The 15,738-nt window shown below is 73.7% G+C and carries 13 protein-coding genes; 10 read left to right on the top strand and 3 right to left on the bottom strand.

All coding sequences use genetic code 11. The annotated features are described in order from the left end of the window. The first annotated feature begins 111 nt into the window (after positions 1-111). From ACXN5W_RS04935 to ACXN5W_RS04925, 3 genes are read left to right on the top strand one after another with little or no spacing between them, the layout of a single operon-like run. Complete coding sequence (locus tag ACXN5W_RS04935) at positions 112-2,238, top strand: bifunctional adenosylcobinamide kinase/adenosylcobinamide-phosphate guanylyltransferase (protein ID WP_473156929.1); 2,127 nt, start codon at positions 112-114, stop codon at positions 2,236-2,238. Next, positions 2,231-3,004: an adenosylcobinamide-GDP ribazoletransferase gene (locus ACXN5W_RS04930; protein ID WP_473156928.1), complete on the top strand. Its 774-nt coding sequence runs from the start codon at positions 2,231-2,233 to the stop codon at positions 3,002-3,004. Before ACXN5W_RS04935 ends, ACXN5W_RS04930 begins: the two co-directional genes overlap by 8 nt. A gap of 59 nt (positions 3,005-3,063) precedes the next feature. Further along, positions 3,064-4,335 (top strand): DUF2314 domain-containing protein, encoded by a 1,272-nt coding sequence (locus tag ACXN5W_RS04925; RefSeq protein ID WP_473156927.1) that lies wholly within the window; start codon positions 3,064-3,066, stop codon positions 4,333-4,335. A 43-nt stretch (positions 4,336-4,378) separates the two neighbouring features. On the opposite strand, the gene gcvT is transcribed toward ACXN5W_RS04925, so the two are convergent. Continuing rightward, positions 4,379-5,506, bottom strand: coding sequence for a glycine cleavage system aminomethyltransferase GcvT (gene gcvT / locus ACXN5W_RS04920; protein ID WP_473156926.1), 1,128 nt, complete (start codon positions 5,504-5,506; stop codon positions 4,379-4,381). A 209-nt stretch (positions 5,507-5,715) separates the two neighbouring features. On the opposite strand from gcvT, the gene ACXN5W_RS04915 reads away from it, so the two are divergent. Next, positions 5,716-7,296, top strand: coding sequence for a leucyl aminopeptidase (locus ACXN5W_RS04915; protein ID WP_473156925.1), 1,581 nt, complete (start codon positions 5,716-5,718; stop codon positions 7,294-7,296). 73 nt (positions 7,297-7,369) lie between these two features. On the opposite strand, the gene ACXN5W_RS04910 is transcribed toward ACXN5W_RS04915, so the two are convergent. After that, on the bottom strand, positions 7,370-7,666 hold the full coding sequence (locus tag ACXN5W_RS04910; protein WP_473156966.1) for a hypothetical protein: 297 nt from the start codon (positions 7,664-7,666) through the stop codon (positions 7,370-7,372). Positions 7,667-7,882: 216 nt separating this feature from the next. Here ACXN5W_RS04910 and lpdA point away from each other — a divergent pair, with 216 nt between their 5' ends. The 4 genes from lpdA to ACXN5W_RS04890 all read left to right on the top strand — a co-directional run bounded on the left by lpdA (position 7,883) and on the right by ACXN5W_RS04890 (position 12,917). Beyond that, positions 7,883-9,271, top strand: coding sequence for a dihydrolipoyl dehydrogenase (gene lpdA / locus ACXN5W_RS04905; RefSeq protein WP_473156924.1), 1,389 nt, complete (start codon positions 7,883-7,885; stop codon positions 9,269-9,271). 67 nt (positions 9,272-9,338) lie between these two features. Further along, positions 9,339-11,264 (top strand): 2-oxoglutarate dehydrogenase, E2 component, dihydrolipoamide succinyltransferase, encoded by a 1,926-nt coding sequence (gene sucB, locus ACXN5W_RS04900; RefSeq protein ID WP_473156923.1) that lies wholly within the window; start codon positions 9,339-9,341, stop codon positions 11,262-11,264. Between the two features lie 208 nt (positions 11,265-11,472). Next, positions 11,473-12,510, top strand: a complete 1,038-nt coding sequence (locus ACXN5W_RS04895) for an NAD-dependent epimerase/dehydratase family protein (RefSeq protein WP_473156922.1) — start codon at positions 11,473-11,475, stop codon at positions 12,508-12,510. 140 nt (positions 12,511-12,650) lie between these two features. Then, positions 12,651-12,917 carry a DUF6289 family protein gene (locus ACXN5W_RS04890; protein WP_473156921.1) on the top strand — a complete coding sequence of 89 codons (267 nt, stop codon included), beginning with the start codon at positions 12,651-12,653 and terminating at the stop codon, positions 12,915-12,917. Between the two features lie 119 nt (positions 12,918-13,036). Here the strand turns inward: ACXN5W_RS04890 and ACXN5W_RS04885 are convergent, their stop codons facing one another. Continuing rightward, positions 13,037-13,399, bottom strand: coding sequence for a MerR family transcriptional regulator (locus ACXN5W_RS04885; RefSeq protein ID WP_473156920.1), 363 nt, complete (start codon positions 13,397-13,399; stop codon positions 13,037-13,039). Positions 13,400-13,449: 50 nt separating this feature from the next. On the opposite strand from ACXN5W_RS04885, the gene ACXN5W_RS04880 reads away from it, so the two are divergent. Beyond that, positions 13,450-14,445: an aldo/keto reductase gene (locus ACXN5W_RS04880; protein ID WP_473156919.1), complete on the top strand. Its 996-nt coding sequence runs from the start codon at positions 13,450-13,452 to the stop codon at positions 14,443-14,445. A 130-nt stretch (positions 14,446-14,575) separates the two neighbouring features. Beyond that, positions 14,576-15,490: a TIGR01777 family oxidoreductase gene (locus ACXN5W_RS04875; protein ID WP_473156918.1), complete on the top strand. Its 915-nt coding sequence runs from the start codon at positions 14,576-14,578 to the stop codon at positions 15,488-15,490. The last annotated feature ends 248 nt before the right edge of the window (positions 15,491-15,738 follow it).

Here is a 15,738-nt window from a genome sequence, read left to right as displayed (position 1 = left end):
AAGCGTAGTCGGGGTCCGCGCGGATCGGCCGGCGCCTCTGCGCCGACCCCGGAGCCGGCCGGGGAGCCACCTCCCAGCGAAAACCACGGCACGGCGCTCTAAGGTACGGACATGTCGGTTGACGGGTGGAACACGCTCCTCGTACTCGGCGGAATTCGGTCAGGTAAGTCCGAGTTCGCCGAGTCACTGCTGCGCGACACCGGCCGGGTCCGGTATGTCGCAACGGCCGCCGACACCGGCCCCGACGACCCGGAGTGGACCGCGCGGATCGCGGTACACCAGGGCCGCCGGCCGGAGACCTGGGACACCGAGGAGGCGAGCGCCGACCCGGCCCGATTGATCCAGCTGATCGTGGAGGCCGGTCCCGACGAGACGCTGCTGGTGGACGACCTGGGTGGCTGGGTCACCGTGCTGCTCAACCCGGCCCACCAGCCGGCCGACGACGTGGCGACCATCGAGGAGTTGGCCGGGGCGGTCCGGAACTGCGCCGCCCGGGTGGTGCTGGTGAGCCCCGAGGTGGGGCTCTCAATGGTCCCGATCACCCCCCTGGGGCGGGCCTTCGCGGACGCGCTGGGCGCCACCAACCAGGCCGTCGCGGCCGCCTGTGACGCGGTGGTGCTGGTGGTGGCCGGCCAACCCGCGTGGCTGAAACCGGACCACGGGGCATCGGCCGGCCTGGTCCGCGACGACGGCACCGCCGTACCGGCCGGGAGCCCGGTCGGGGCGTCCGCGGGCGACCCCACCGGCGCCGTCGTACCGGCCGGGACATCCACCGACGACCCGACCGCCACCGCCGGGTCGGGCGGGACGCCCACCGGCGGCCCGGTCGCGACCGTCCCGGCGCAACCGGGCGGGCCGGCCGACGGGGTGCCCGACGCCGCCTCCCCCGACGTGCTCACCCCGGCCGTGGCCCCGCCCGCGCCGAGCGCCCCACCCGCCGGTCCCGGTTGGGCCGCGCCGACCATGACCCTGCCCATGGTGGCCACCGGTCTGGTCATCCAGGCCGGTATGGAGTTGCCGCTGCCGGACGAGTTCACCGGGCCGCGCGGGGTGGACCGGTTGGCCACCCTCGATCTGCCCGGCGCCGGCCTGGGCAACCTGGACCGGGTGGTCGGGTTCGCCGCGGGTACCCAGGGCACGGCGGTGCCCGAACCGTGGCGCTCGGTCCGGGTCCTGCTCGTACACGGCGACCACGACGGCGGAGCCGCGGCCGGCGTACCGGCGGGTGAGTCGGGACGCCGGGCCGAGCAGGCCCGCGCCGGAGAGGGGCCGCTGGCCCGGTTGGCCGCCGAGGTGGACGCCGGGCTCCAGGTGATCGACGCGCCCACCGCGGCGCCCATCGAGGAGGAGTCCGCGCTGACCGACGCGGCCGTCGAGTCCGCCCTGCGGTACGGGTGGCGGCTCGCCGAGGAGGCCGCCGACGCCGGCGTACAACTGCTGGTGCTGGCCGCCTGCGGTGCCGGCGCCGACACCGCGGCCGCCGCGGTGCTCGCCGCGACCGCCGGCGCCGAGCCCGCCGCGGTGCTGGGCCGGGTCTACTCGGCCGGCGGCCGGATCGACGACAACGCCTGGATGGAGCGTTGTTCGGCGGTCCGGGACGCGCTGCACCGGACCCGCCGTAGCTCGCGTGGGCCTCGGGAGATCCTGGCCGAACTGGCTGGCGGGGACATCGCGATCGCCACCGGAATCCTGCTCGGCGCGACCGCCCGGCGGCTGCCGGTGCTGCTCGACGGCCCGGTGGGCGTCTCCGCCGCGCTGATCAGCCGGGACCTCGCCGGACAGGCCCGGCACTGGTGCCTGCTGCCCGACCACGGCGGCCACCCGGCCGTGAAGCTGGCCGCCGACGTGCTCGGCCTGACCCCCCTGTTCGACCTGCGGCTCGACCTCGGCGAGGGTGCCACGGCGCTGGTGGCGCTCCCGCTGCTGCGCTCCGCGCTCACCCTGGCCCGGTCGCTGCCGGCCCACCCGCGGCTGCCCACCGGCGGCGACCCGGACCCGGACCGGTCGGCCAACACCGGATCCGGGTCGAACGTTCCCGGGCACGACGAGACCGACGGGAGCGGTTGGACCGGCGGCGGGGTGGGTGACGACCACCGCGCGGCGGACGAGGAGTTCGGCGAACCGGACGGGGCGGGTCCAGGGCCCGCCGACCCCGAGCGTCCGTCGCAGTCGCCGCCGGATCCGGCGAACGGGCCCGGTACGTACGCCGAGGACAGCCGCACACCGTACGGTGGCTGACCGGCCGTTCGGCCCCGGCGCCCGGCTGGCGTTCACCACCTTCACCGTGCTGCCGCTGCCGGTCGGCCGGGTGGACCGGCGCACCGCGGGGGTGGCGATGCTGCTCGCCCCGGTGGTCGGCGCGCTGCTCGGCGCCGCCGCGTCGGCGACGCTGCTCGGGTTGACCGCCGCCGGCGCGCCGCCGCTGGTGGCCGGTGGGCTCACCGTGGCCGCCGGGGCGGCACTGACCCGTGGACTGCACCTGGACGGCCTCGCCGACACGGTCGACGGGCTTGGCTCCTACCGCACCGGCCCGGCCGCGCTGGAGATCATGCGCCGGCCGGACATCGGCCCGTTCGGCGTGGTTTCCCTGGTACTCGTGCTGCTGATCCAGGCGGCGGCGCTGGCGGCGCTGCCCGGACGCCCGTGGCCGACGGTGCTGACCGGTCTGGTCGCGGCGGCGGCCACCGGGCGGCTGGCGGCGGCCTGGGGTTGCCGGCGGGGCGTGCCGGCGGCCCGGCCGGACGGGCTGGGCGCGCTGGTCGCCGGCACGGTGGGCACGGTGCCCCTGGTCCTGGCCGCCGTGGCGGTCGCGGCGGTCGCGCTGCCGGCGGTGCCGCACCGCGCCTGGCAGGGTCCGGTCGCGGTGCTCGGCGGGCTCACCGCCGCCGGGCTGCTGCTGCGGCATCTGGTACGCCGGCTGGGCGGAATCACCGGCGATGTCCTGGGTGCCCTGGTAGAGACCGCCGTGACCGTTGTCTACCTGGGACTGGTGCTGACCGCCTGAACCCTGTCGGTCGGCAGAGGTAGCGTCGCGGGAGACCGTAACGGCTACCGGGAGCGCGCATGACCATCACGGACGACTTCCTACCCGTCCCGGTTCCGGAGGCGCTGACAGCGACCTACCTGGTACCGGTGGTGGGTCGGGCGCCCGATCCGGCCGAGGCGCTGGCGGCGCTCGGCCCCCAGTTGGCCGGGCCGATCCGCGACCTGGCCGAGCAGATGCTGGCCGGACCACTACTGACCGTACGGACCAGTTCGGTGGCCGAGATGCCGACCCTGCCCCCCGACCTGCTGGCCGCGTTCGGTGCCGCCGACGGGCAGTTGACCCGGCTGCGCGCCGCGACCGAGCTGACGATGGTGCAGGCCGAGTTCCGGCCGGGCTGGCCGCCGGCGCACGAGTGGGCGGCCCGAGCGGTGGCGGCGGCACTGGCCCGGTCGATGGGCACCGACCTCATCGACGTCTTCGGCTTCCAGTTCCTGGACCCGGCCACCGCCGTGCGTTCGCTGCCCGACGACAAGGGCCGGATCCGGCTGGTGGACTGGCTCCTGGTGCCGTATTCGGACCATCCGGACGGCCTGTGGTTCACCACCAAGGGCTTGCGCCGGTTCGGCCTGCTGGAGTTGCAGGCCCAGGGCGTGCCCGCCGCGCTCACCCGGGCCTGGGCGGCGGTGATGACCGGGGTGGCCCGTCGGCTGCTGCGCACCTGGACCGACCGGCTGGGTGACGAGGACCTGCCGGCCTTCGTCCAGCTCCCGGTGATGGCCTCGGTGAACAGCCACGACATCGCGGTCGCGTACGGCAATCCGGAGCGGCACGACGGCAGCCCGCCGGCCCGGCTCCGGCTGGAGCTGGACCCGTCGACCGACCCCGAGGCCGATTCGTTCCTGTCGCTGCTGCCGCCCGAGGGTCACCCCGGACCGCCCGGCCGGTACTTCGGGACCGTCTGCGCCACCCTGTTCGGCACCGACCGCCCGGAGATCCGGCACACCCGGGCCGACGACGCGATGGCTCGGGCCATCGCCACCGCCCGGACCGGCCTGCCCGGCGCCCGGGACCGGTTCCTCGCCGGTTCACTCCCGGACGGCACCCGGCTGGTGGTGAAGTACGGTCTGCCCGGCCCGGACGGGCCCGAGTACGTCTGGGCCGAGGTGACGTCCTGGCGGGCGCCCGAGCGGATCCTGGGCGCCAGCGCCAGCGACGCGGCGAACGACGCCGAGATCCGGGCCGGCGCACCCGTGGTGGTCAACGCGGCCGACGTGGTGGACTGGGCGTTGCTGGCCGGCGACCGGATGGTCGAGGGCGGCTGGACCCAGGCCGTGCTCGACAACGGCTGAGCCGGTGCCCGACCGTGCCCCGGCACTCGCCGGGGCACGGGGGTCAGCGCACGGACGGTCGGACGAACGGTGGCTTGACCACCCGCATGGCCGACCGGCGGCCCCGGACGTCCACCTCGACGGTGTCGCCGTCGGCGAGTCCGGCGGTCGTGTCCAGCAGGGCCAGCGCGATGCCCACCTTCCTGGACGGCGAGAAGGTACCGCTGGTCACCTGGCCGACCTCGGTGTCACCGACGAACACCGTCATACCGGGACGCGGGATGCCCCGGTCCACCGACTCCAGCCCGCGCAGCGTGCGGCGGGGTCCGGCGGCCCGTTCGGCGAGCAGCGCCGCCCGGCCCCAGAAGGCCGGCTTGTCCCAGCCGACGGCCCAGCCCGACCGGGCCTGCACCGGCGTGATCTCCAGCGAGAGGTCCTGGCCGTGCAGCGGATATCCCATCTCGGTCCGCAGCGTGTCCCGGGCGCCGAGGCCGCAGGGCCGCAGCCCGAACTGCTCGCCGGCCGTCAGCAGCGCGTCCCACACCCCGACCGCGCCGGCCGCCGGCACGACCAGTTCGTACCCGTGCTCGCCGGTGTAGCCGGTGCGGCAGACCACCAGTTCCGTTCCGGCCAGGGTGCCCGGCGAGAAGCTCAGATAGTCGTGCTCGGTGGGCAGGCCGAGGGCGGCGAGCAACTCGGCCGAGCGCGGGCCCTGGACCGCCAGGACGGCGTGCTCGCTGTGCTCGTCGGCGACGGTGATCCCGGCCGGCGCCGCGGCCCGGAGCCGGCGGACCACCTCGGCCGTGTTCGCCGCGTTGGGCACCAGGAACACGTGGTCGGCGCCGTACAGGTAGGCGATGATGTCGTCGACCACGCCACCTGTCGACTCGTCGCAGCAGAGCGTGTACTGCGCCCGGCCCGGGCCGATCCGTCCCAGGTCGTTGCTCAGGCAGGCGTTGACGAAGTCCGCCGCGCCCGCCCCGGTGACCCGTACCTTGCCCAGGTGGGACACGTCGAAGACGCCCACCGCGGCGCGTACCGCCGCGTGTTCCTTCAGCACCCCGCCGCCGGCGTACTCCAGCGGCATGGACCAGCCGCCGAACGGGGCGAACTTGGCACCGAGGGCGGCGTGCCGATCGTGCAGGGGCGAGTGGCGCAGGGCGGTGGGGGCGTCCCCGGTGACGTCCGTCATGCCTGGCAACCTACCTGGCCCGGACCGCCGGCCGACGGCGGCCGGACCGCACGGTGCCCCGGCGACCTGGCATCGTGGCGCCCGGCGACCTGGCATTGCGGGGCCGGGCGGCGGGACAGGCATCCGGGCCGGCAGGTAGGTTCGCCCGTGAGAACGTCCACCGCCGGCCTCCCACGAGGAGTCCGGCCAGCCCGTCCCGGAGCCGCCGAGTGACACCGTCCAGCCCAACCCTCAGCCTGGTCGACACCGATCCCGCCGAACTGGCCGTGGACGCGGTCGTCATCGGCGTACACAGTCAGTCCGAGACGTCGACCGAGGCGGCCGGACCGGCCGGGCTCGCCGGGACGCTGCTGCTGGCCACCGGCGCCGAGGCCCTGGCGGTCGCGTTCGACGGCAAGCTGACCGAGACGCTGGCGCTGCTCGGTGCCACCGGAGCCCCCGGCGAGGTGACCAAGCTGGCGACCCTGGGCACGGTGACCGCGCCGGTGGTCGTCGCCGTGGGTCTCGGGCCCGAACCGACCGGCGCCGCCCCGGCGCCGGAGACGCTGCGCCGGTCCGCCGGCGCGGCCGTCCGGGCGCTGGCCGGTGCCGAGCGGGTGGCGTTGGCCCTGCCGGTACCGGACGACGCGGACGCCGCCACCGCGCTACGGGCGCTGGCCGAGGGCGCCCTGCTCGGCGGTTACCGGTTCGCCGGCTACAAGACCAAGCCGCAGCCGGCCCGGCGGGCACCGGTGTCCCAGGTGGTCATCTGCGTGCCGGACGCCGCCGACGAGCGGGCCGGGACCGAGGTCGCCCGGGCCAGCGCGGTCACCCGGGCGGTACGGCTGAGCCGGGACTGGGTCAACAGCGCCCCCAACGAGCTGCGCCCGCCGTCCTTCGCCGACGTCGTCGCGAAGGCCGCCGGCGAGGTCGGGCTGGCCGTCGAGGTGCTGGACGAGGTCGCGCTGGCCGACGGCGGGTACGGCGGCATCCTGGCCGTCGGGCAGGGCTCCACCGCGCCGCCACGGCTGGTCAAGCTGTCGTACCGGCCGCAGGACGGCGGCAACGGCAAGCGGGTCGCCCTGGTGGGCAAGGGCATCACCTTCGACTCCGGCGGCTTGTCGATCAAGCCGGCGCAGGGCATGTGGGAGATGAAGTCCGACATGGCGGGCGCCGCCGCGGTCGGCGCGGCGATGCTGGCCATCGCCGAACTCAGGCCGGCCGTCGCGGTCGACGCCTACCTGTCGATGGCCGAGAACATGCCCTCGGGCGGCTCCTACCGTCCCGGTGACGTCATCACGATGTACGGCGGCAAGCGGGTCGAGGTGCTCAACACCGACGCCGAGGGCCGGATGGTGCTGGCCGACGCCATGGTGCGGGCCTGCGAGGACGGCTGCGACTACCTGCTGGAGACCTCGACCCTGACCGGTGGCCAGGTGGTGGCGCTGGGCAAGCGGGTCGCCGGGGTGATGGGCACCGCCGAGCTGTGCGAGCGGGTCAGGGTGGCCGGCGACGCGGCCGGCGAGCCGGCCTGGCCGATGCCGCTGCCCGACGACGTACGCCGGGGAATGGACTCCGACGTCGCGGACATCTCCCAGACCAACGCGGGGATGGACCGGGCCGGACACATGCTCCAGGGTGGGGCGTTCCTGCGGGAGTTCGTGGCCGAGGGCGTGTCCTGGGCGCACATCGACATCGCCGGCCCCGGCTACCACAGCGGCGAGGCGACCGGCTACCTGACCCGGGGCGGCACCGGCGTGCCGCTGCGTACCCTGCTGGAGCTGGTCGACGACATCGCCGCGCACGGCTGAGCGGGTAAGGAAGGGCCCCTTCTTATCGCTTTTCGTATAGGCGGGGGCCCTTGTTAACCGCGTGCCGTCCGGCTCAGCCCGGCGGGCGGAGCTTGCGGCGGGCGTTGTAGTCGCGCATCCGCTGGGGATAGCCGACCAGCCGGACGTCGTACACCGGGATGGCCAGCCGGTGCGCGAACCGCCGGGCCCCCTCCGGGCCGTCTATCCGGCGGCGGGTCCACTCGCCGTCGGCGGCGATCAGGATGATGGTGGTTTCGGTGACCGTGGTACGGGGCTCGATGAGCGCCTCGACGCCGCGTCGGGTACGGACGAACTGCTCAAGGTGGTCAAGATCGGCCTTCCGGGCCGGTGGGTCCCCCGCCACGCTCAGCGCCCGCCGGCGCCGCCGAAACCAGGCCACCGATAGTCTCCCCCCGACCGGCCGCGCCAGGATGCCCGGCGATTGCGGCAAGCGTACGTGCCGCGAACGTGTCCTTGGGCACCTCGCTCAGCGCAGCGCGATGACAAGTGACAAGATGACCGAGGCGACTGTGTCCATTTACCTGGCACGACCCTCGTAGCAGTGACGCGACCTGGGAGAGAAACTGTGACCGAGCCCAACGAGGCAACCTTCGACGTCGTCATCCTCGGAGGCGGCAGCGGCGGCTACGCGGCGGCACTGCGGGCCGCGCAACTGGACCTGTCGGTCGCGTTGATCGAGAAGGCCGAGCTGGGTGGCACCTGCCTGCACCGCGGCTGCATCCCGACCAAGGCTCTGCTGCACGCGGCCGAGGTGGCCGACCAGACCCGCGAGTCGGAGCAGTTCGGCGTCAAGGCCGAGTTGGTCGGCATCGACATGGCCGGCGTGAACTCCTACAAGGATGGCGTCGTGGCCCGCCTCTACAAGGGCCTCCAGGGGCTGGTCAAGGCCGCCAAGGTGACCTTCGTGGCCGGCGAGGGCCGGCTGGTCGCCAAGAACGCGGTCGAGGTCGACGGCAAGCGCTACACCGGTCGCAACATCATCCTGGCCACCGGGTCGTACTCGCGGAGCCTGCCCGGTCTGGAGATCGACGGTCAGCGGGTGATCACCAGCGAGCAGGCGCTCAAGCTGGACCGGGTGCCCTCCTCGGTGATCGTGCTGGGCGGCGGGGTGATCGGCGTCGAGTTCGCGAGCGTCTGGCGCTCCTTCGGCGTCGACGTGACCATCATCGAGGCGCTTCCCCGGCTGGTCGCGGCCGAGGACGAGGAGTCGTCGAAGGCGCTGGAGCGGGCGTTCCGCAAGCGCGGGATCGTCTTCAAGACCGGCAAGCGGTTCGAGAAGGTCGAGCACTCCGACGCGGGTGTCAAGGTGACGGTCGAGGGCGGCGAGACCGTCGAGGCCGAGCTGATGCTGGTCGCCGTCGGTCGTGGCCCGACCACCGCCAACCTCGGCTACGAGGAGCAGGGCGTCCGGATGGACCGCGGGTTCGTGCTGACCGACGAGCGGCTGCGGACCAACGTCGAGAACGTGTACGCGGTCGGCGACATCGTCCCGGGCCTGCAGCTCGCGCACCGCGGCTTCCAGCAGGGCATCTTCGTGGCCGAGGAGATCGCCGGCCTGAACCCGGCGGTGATCGACGAGAACGGCATCCCCCGGGTGACGTACTCCGACCCCGAGCTGGCCTCCGTCGGGCTCACCGAGGCCAAGGCCAAGGAGCAGTACGGCGCCGACAAGGTCACCACGTACAACTACAACCTCGGCGGCAACGGCAAGAGCCAGATCCTCAAGACCAACGGCTTCGTCAAGCTGGTACGGGTGCAGGACGGCCCGGTGGTCGGCATCCACATGGTCGGAGCCCGGGTCGGCGAACTGGTCGGCGAGGCTCAGCTGATCTTCAACTGGGAGGCGTACCCGGCCGAGGTCGCACAGCTCGTACACGCCCACCCCACCCAGGGCGAGGCGCTCGGCGAGGCACACCTCGCGCTGGCCGGCAAGCCGCTGCACGCGCACGCCTGAGATTTTTCCGCGCCGCCCGCCGGTACGCGGGCCAGGATCGCACCACGCGACGAAGGAGTCTGGAGAGATGCCGGTATCGGTCACCATGCCCCGGCTGGGTGAGAGCGTGACGGAGGGCACCGTCACGCGCTGGCTCAAGCAGGAGGGCGACCGGGTCGAGGTCGACGAGCCGCTGCTCGAGGTCTCGACCGACAAGGTCGACACGGAGATCCCCTCCCCGGCAGCCGGGGTGCTCAGCCGGATCGTGGTGAGCGAGGACGAGACCGCCGAGGTGGGCAGCGAGCTGGCCGTCATCGCCGGTGAGGGCGAGTCCGCTGGCGACTCCGGCGGCACGGCGGAACAGCCGGCCGCCGAGGAGCCGGCGCAGCAGCCCGCCGCCGAGGAGACCGAGCCGGAGCCGCGGGCCGAGGCGACCCCGCAGGTGCGGGAGTCGGCACCGCAGGGTGGTCAGCAGTCGGCCCCGGCCGGGCCGAGCGGTGGCGACGCGGGCGGCGAGCAGACCTCCGTGACCCTGCCGGCGCTCGGCGAGAGCGTCACCGAGGGCACCGTCACCCGGTGGCTCAAGCAGGTGGGCGACACGGTAGAGGCCGACGAGCCGCTGCTGGAGGTCTCCACCGACAAGGTCGACACGGAGATCCCGGCCCCCGCCGCGGGTGTGCTGGTCGAGATCAAGGTGAACGAGGACGAGACGGTCGCGGTCGGCACCGAGCTGGCCGTGATCGGGGCGGCCGGCACCGCGCCGGCCGCCGCCCCGTCGACCGAGCAGCCGACCCCGGAGCGGGGCACCGAGCCGCCGTCCGTCGCGCCGAAGCAGGAGGCTCCGAAGCAGGAGGCTCCGAAGGAGGCTCCGAAGCAGGAGTCGGCACGGCCGGCGGCCCGTACCGAGCAGGTCAGCGAGCCGACGCCGGGGGTGTCGTACTCGGAGCCGGCCCCGCAGACCGAAACCGCCGCGCAGCCGGCCCGGACCGAGCAGGCGGCCCAGCCCGCGGCACCGAGCGCGGGCGCCGAGCGTCCGACGCCCGCCCCGAACGGCGCGGAGGCAGCCGGATACGTCACCCCGCTGGTCCGCAAGCTCGCGGGCGAGCACGGGGTGGACCTTTCCAAGCTCAACGGCACCGGGGTCGGTGGCCGGATCCGCAAGCAGGACGTGCTGGCGGCGGCGGAGCAGGCCAAGGCCGCCGCGGCGGCGCCGGCTGCCGCCCCGGCGACGGCCACCCCGGCCGGTACCGCGCCCGCCAAGCCGGCCGCGAAGCCGCAGCCGAGCCCGAAGCGCGGCAGCACGGAGAAGCTGCCGCGGATCCGGGCCACCATCGCCAAGCGGATGCAGCAGTCGCTGCACGAGATGGCGCAGCTGACCACGGTGATCGAGGTGGACGTCACCAAGATCGCCCGGCTGCGGACGCAGGCCAAGGACGCCTTCCAGCAGCGGCACGGGGTGAAGCTGTCGTTCCTGCCGTTCTTCGCGGTGGCGGCGGTGGAGGCGCTCCAGACGTACCCGGTGGTCAACGCCAGCATGGACCTCGACGCCGGCACGATCACCTACCCGGGCTCGGAGCACCTGGGCATCGCCGTGGACACCGAGCGCGGCCTGATGGTGCCGGTCATCCACGACGCCGGTGACCTCAACCTCGGCGGCGTCGCCAAGCGGATCGCCGACCTGGCCGAGCGGACCCGGACCAACAAGATCAGCCCGGACGAGATCGCCGGGGCGACCTTCACGCTGACCAACACGGGCAGCCGGGGCGCGCTGTTCGACACCCCGATCGTGCCGTCGCCGCAGTCGGCGATGCTCGGCACGGGTGCCGTCGTCAAGCGCCCGGTCGTGGTCAACGATCCCGATCTGGGTGAGGTCGTCGCGGTCCGCTCGATGGTCTATCTGGCCCTCTCGTACGATCACCGGCTGATCGACGGCGCGGACGCCGCCCGATTCCTGGTGGCCGTGAAGGAACGCCTGGAGGCCGGCAACTTCGAGGCGGAGCTGGGCCTGGCCTGAGCCATCCGCACCAGCACGAACGGGGGCGCCCCGACCAGTCTCGGTCGGGGCGCCCCCATTCGTCGCACCCGACCCGACCCGTCCGCTAGGACCCGCCCGCGCGGCTCGGCTGGCCTGCCTGTTCGGATCTTGGATTTCTGCTGCCCTTCTGGGGGCAGCGGAAATCCAAGAGCTGAACATGGCTACCGGTTTTGATAGTGTCCCGGGCGTGGTTTCGGCGGTGATCATCGGTGGGACCGGGCTGATCGGCCGGGCCGTGGCCCGTCGGTTGGTCGCGGCCGGATGGCAGGTCACCGTCACCGGCCGGGACCGCACCCGGATGCCGGCCGACCTCGCCGGCGCCGGGGTCCCGTTCCACCCGGTGGACCGGGACGACGCCGCTGGCCTGGCGACAGTCGTGGGCGATGGCTGTGACCTGCTCCTGGACTGTGTCTGCTTCACCGCCGCCCAGGCTCGGCTGCTGGTGCCGCCGGCCCGCAACGCCGGCTCCACGGTGATGATCTCCAGCAAGGCCGTGTACGTCGACGACGCCGGAAACCACAGCAACTCCACGTCCCCACCCCGGTTCACCGCCCCGGTGACCGAGCAACAGCCCACGATGGCACCGGGCGACATGCCGTACGACTCGCCCGAGGGGTACGGCCCGAACAAGGTGGCCGCCGAGCGGGTCCTGCTGGACAGCGGCCTGCCGGTGACCGTGCTCCGCCCGTCCAAGGTGCATGGCGAGGGCGCTGCACCGGCGCGGACCTGGTACTTCGTCAAGCGGGCGGTGGACCGCCGACCGGCGCTGCCGCTGGCCGCCCGCGGCACCGGCGCGGACCATCCGTCGGCGGCCGTCAACATCGCGGCCCTGGTCCAGGTGGCCGCCGAACAGCCGGGACGGCGGGTCCTCAACGCCGCCGACCCCGACGCCCCGGACGGCCTGGCGATCTCCCGGGCGGTCGGGGCCCGCACCGGGTACGCCTGGCGGGAGGTCCTGCTCGACGACGAGGCGCCGCCGGCACTCGGCCGGCACCCGTGGCACCGGGTGCCGCCGGTCGCCCTGGACACGAGCGCGGCACGGGCGCTGGGCTACCGCCCGGTCGGCGACTTCGCCACGACGGTCGCCGACGAGGTCGACTGGCTGCTCCGCTCGGCGACCCGCGATCCTGGCTGGTCCCCGCCCGGGGTCGACGAGGGGCTCCCCGGCCGCTGGTTCGACTACGCCGCCGAGGACGCCTGGCTGCGCGACTCCCCCGCGCGATGACCGGCGCCCGGCCCACCTACCTGAAGCCGACAGCCGGCTGCCGGCTGCCGCTGGCCCGCCGCCGCCGACCCGGCCGGCCATTGACGAAGAGCACACCAGGCATCGACAATCGGTAATCTTCGCTCGCTCCGGGAGGTCACATGGAACACCGGCTGTCGACCGGGTGGCGCCGGGCCGCTGCCGTGCTGAGCATGGCGACCGGTCTCGTGCTGACCGCAGCGGTCACACCCGCTCAGGCGAAACCCACGCTCACGCACTACATCTCGTTCGTCGACTACTACAGCGACGCGACCTACACCCAGTTGGTGGGCAGCCGCACCTGGAACGACTGCCCCGGCGAGCAGGGCACCTACGGTTGGGGCCTGCAGACCTCGTACCACGTCACCACGTACGAAGAGTGCCCCTGAGCACCGCCGCTGGACGACTGCCGGAGCCGTGGCCACCACGGACATCCCGGCCCGCCCGTGCCCGCTCCAGGTCCCGCACGGCAGACCGATGTCGCCGTCCCGGGCGACAAGGCCGGGGATCAGCCCGCGATCTCCTCGTAGTAGCGGATCTTCTGGCGCAGGTGGTCGTACTGCCGCTGGAGCAGCCGCATCTGGCCGGCGACCGTGTCGGCGTGCTCCTCCAGCAGCTTCCGGCGCTCGGCCGCGGTGTGGTCGCCCTCCCGGGCCAGTGCCGCGTACCGGCACATCTGCGCGATCGGCATGCCCGTGTCCCGCAGGCATCGAAACAGGTCGAGCCAACCCAGGTCGTCATCGGTGAAGATCCGACGACCGCCGGTGGTCCGGCCGACGCCGCTGAGCAGCCCGATCTTCTCGTAATAGCGCAGGGTGTCGAGGCTGAAACCACTCCGGCGGGCGGCCTCGGACGGCGAGTATCCGCTCATGGTCCCATCGTACTTGACCTGGAGCGCGCTCCAGGTTGAACAGTGGGCTGATGACGACGACACGGAGACTGGGACGCAGCGGCATCGAGGTGAGCGCGATCGGCATGGGTTGCTGGGCCATCGGTGGTCCGCTGTGGTCGGGCGGTCAACCGTTCGGCTGGGGCGAGGTCGACGACGCCGAGTCGATCCGCACCATCCACCGCGCGCTCGACGTCGGCATAACCCTGTTCGACACGGCCAGCAACTACGGCGCCGGGCACGGCGAACGGGTCCTCGGCCGGGCGCTCGCCGGCCGCCGCGACCAGGCTGTCATCGCCACCAAGTTCGGCAACCGCTCCGACGAGGCGACCCGGGAGTGGACCGGCAACGACGGCAGCCCGGCGTACGCGGTCGCCAGCCTCGACGAGTCGCTGCGCCGGCTGGACACCGACCATGTCGACCTCTACCAGCTGCACATCAACGAACTGCCGGCGCCCCAGGCGGTCGATCTGGTCGGCACGCTGGAGGATCTGGTCGCCCAGGGCAAGATCCGGGCGTACGGCTGGAGCACCGACTCGGTCGAGTCGGCGCGTGCCTTCGCCACCGCCGGTAAGCACTGCGCGGCGATCCAGCACGACCAGTCGGTGCTGGCGGACAACGCCCCGATGCTCGCGGTCTGCGAGGAGTTGGACCTGGCCAGCCTGAATCGCGGCCCGCTGGCCATGGGCCTGCTCACCGGAAAGTACGGCCGGGGCGGGAGCCGACCGGCCACGGACGACGTCCGGGGCACCGCGCCGGACTGGCTGCGCTGGTTCACCGACGGGGCGGCCACGCCGGAATGGGCGGATCGGGTGGAACGGGTCCGCGCCGCGCTCACGGCCGACGGCCGTACCCTCGCCCAGGGCGCGCTCGGCTGGCTGCTGGCCCGCAGCCCGCGCACCGTGCCGATCCCGGGTTGCCGCACGGTGGCGCAGGCGACGGAGAACGGCGGCACCCTCGCGGTCGGCCCGCTGCCCGGTGACGCCTACGCCGAGGTCGAGCGACTGCTCGCCGAGTTGCGCGCGTGAAAGGAAGGGCCCCCTGTTATCGCTTCTTGTATAGCAAGGGGCCCTTTTTAACGTACGGCGGAGTTGCGGTCAGCCCGACCGATTGGCCGGCTGCCCGGCCGGATCCCGGACCATCGGCGAAGATGGGGACATGCGCATCATTCTCGCCGGCGCGTCCGGGTTCCTGGGACGTTCCCTGGCCGACCGGCTCGGCGCGGACGGGCACCGGCTCACCCGGCTGGTACGTCGGCCGCCGCACCACGCCGACGAGGCCCGGTGGGACCCGTCGGCCGGATACCTGGACCCGGCCACGCTGGCCGGCGCCGACGCGGTGATCAACCTGGCCGGGGCGGGCGTGGGCGACAAGCGGTGGACCGACGGGTACAAGAACGTGATCCGGTCCAGCCGGGTCGACAGCACCACCACGATCGCCACGACGATCGCCGGGCTGCCCCCGGCGGACCGGCCGCGGGCCCTGCTCAACTCCTCTGCCGTCGGCTGGTACGGCGACACCGGCGACGCCCCCGTGACCGAGGAACACCCGCCGGGCGACGGGTTCCTGGCCGACGTCTGCCGGGTGTGGGAGGCCGCGACCCGGCCGGCCGAGGATGCCGGGGTACGGGTGATCCGGCTGCGTACCGGTCTCCCGCTGGACGCCTCGGGCGGTCTGTTGAAACCGCAACTGCTGCCGTTCCGGCTGGGCGTCGGCGGGCGACTGGGCGGCGGGCGGCAGTGGATGCCGTGGATCTCGCTGCCGGACTGGTTGTCCGCCGTGGCGTTCCTGCTGGACCGTGCGGACCTGGCCGGCCCGGTGAACGTGGTCGGCCCCGCGCCGGTGACGAACGCCGAGTTCACCCGGGAACTGGCCGCCGCGCTGCACCGGCCGGCCCTGCTGATGGTGCCCGGCCTCGGGCTGCGGGCGCTGCTCGGCGAGTTCGCCGGAGAGGCCCTGCGCAGCCAGCGGGTGCTGCCCGGGGTCCTGGACCGGTCCGGATTCCGCTACGCCCACCCGGATCTACGTTCCGCCCTACCCGCCGCCCTACACACCCAGCCCACCCCCACCTGACCCCCCACCGCCCACCGCCCACCGCCCACCGCCCGCGCACGCGCACGCGCACGCGCACGCGCACGCGCACGCGCAGATCTTGGAACCCTGCTACCCCGCGCGGGGTAGCGGCATTCCAAGATCTCACCGCTCTCCCTCCCCGGTGCCGGCTTGAGGTGGTCGGTCTGCCTCACCGGCGCCGGCTTGAGGTGGCTGGTCTGCCGCCGCTTAGGTGGTCGGTCTGCCTCACCGGTGGCGGCTTGAGGTGG

This window comes from Plantactinospora sp. A48, assembly GCF_055793945.1.
The sequence above is the reverse complement of the archived record's forward strand: the minus strand, read 5'-3'. Positions and strand labels throughout refer to the sequence as shown.

What these genes read in the sequence shown, in the direction of transcription:
- ACXN5W_RS04935 (WP_473156929.1), top strand. Translation starts at nt 112, where the DNA reads ATGTCGGTTGACGGGTGGAACACGCTCCTCGTACTCGGCGGAATTCGG.
- ACXN5W_RS04925 (WP_473156927.1), top strand. Translation starts at nt 3,064, where the DNA reads ATGACCATCACGGACGACTTCCTACCCGTCCCGGTTCCGGAGGCGCTG.
- ACXN5W_RS04890 (WP_473156921.1), top strand. Translation starts at nt 12,651, where the DNA reads ATGGAACACCGGCTGTCGACCGGGTGGCGCCGGGCCGCTGCCGTGCTG.
- ACXN5W_RS04885 (WP_473156920.1), bottom strand. Translation starts at nt 13,399, where the DNA reads ATGAGCGGATACTCGCCGTCCGAGGCCGCCCGCCGGAGTGGTTTCAGC.
- gcvT (WP_473156926.1), bottom strand. Translation starts at nt 5,506, where the DNA reads ATGACGGACGTCACCGGGGACGCCCCCACCGCCCTGCGCCACTCGCCC.
- sucB (WP_473156923.1), top strand. Translation starts at nt 9,339, where the DNA reads ATGCCGGTATCGGTCACCATGCCCCGGCTGGGTGAGAGCGTGACGGAG.
- ACXN5W_RS04875 (WP_473156918.1), top strand. Translation starts at nt 14,576, where the DNA reads ATGCGCATCATTCTCGCCGGCGCGTCCGGGTTCCTGGGACGTTCCCTG.
- ACXN5W_RS04880 (WP_473156919.1), top strand. Translation starts at nt 13,450, where the DNA reads ATGACGACGACACGGAGACTGGGACGCAGCGGCATCGAGGTGAGCGCG.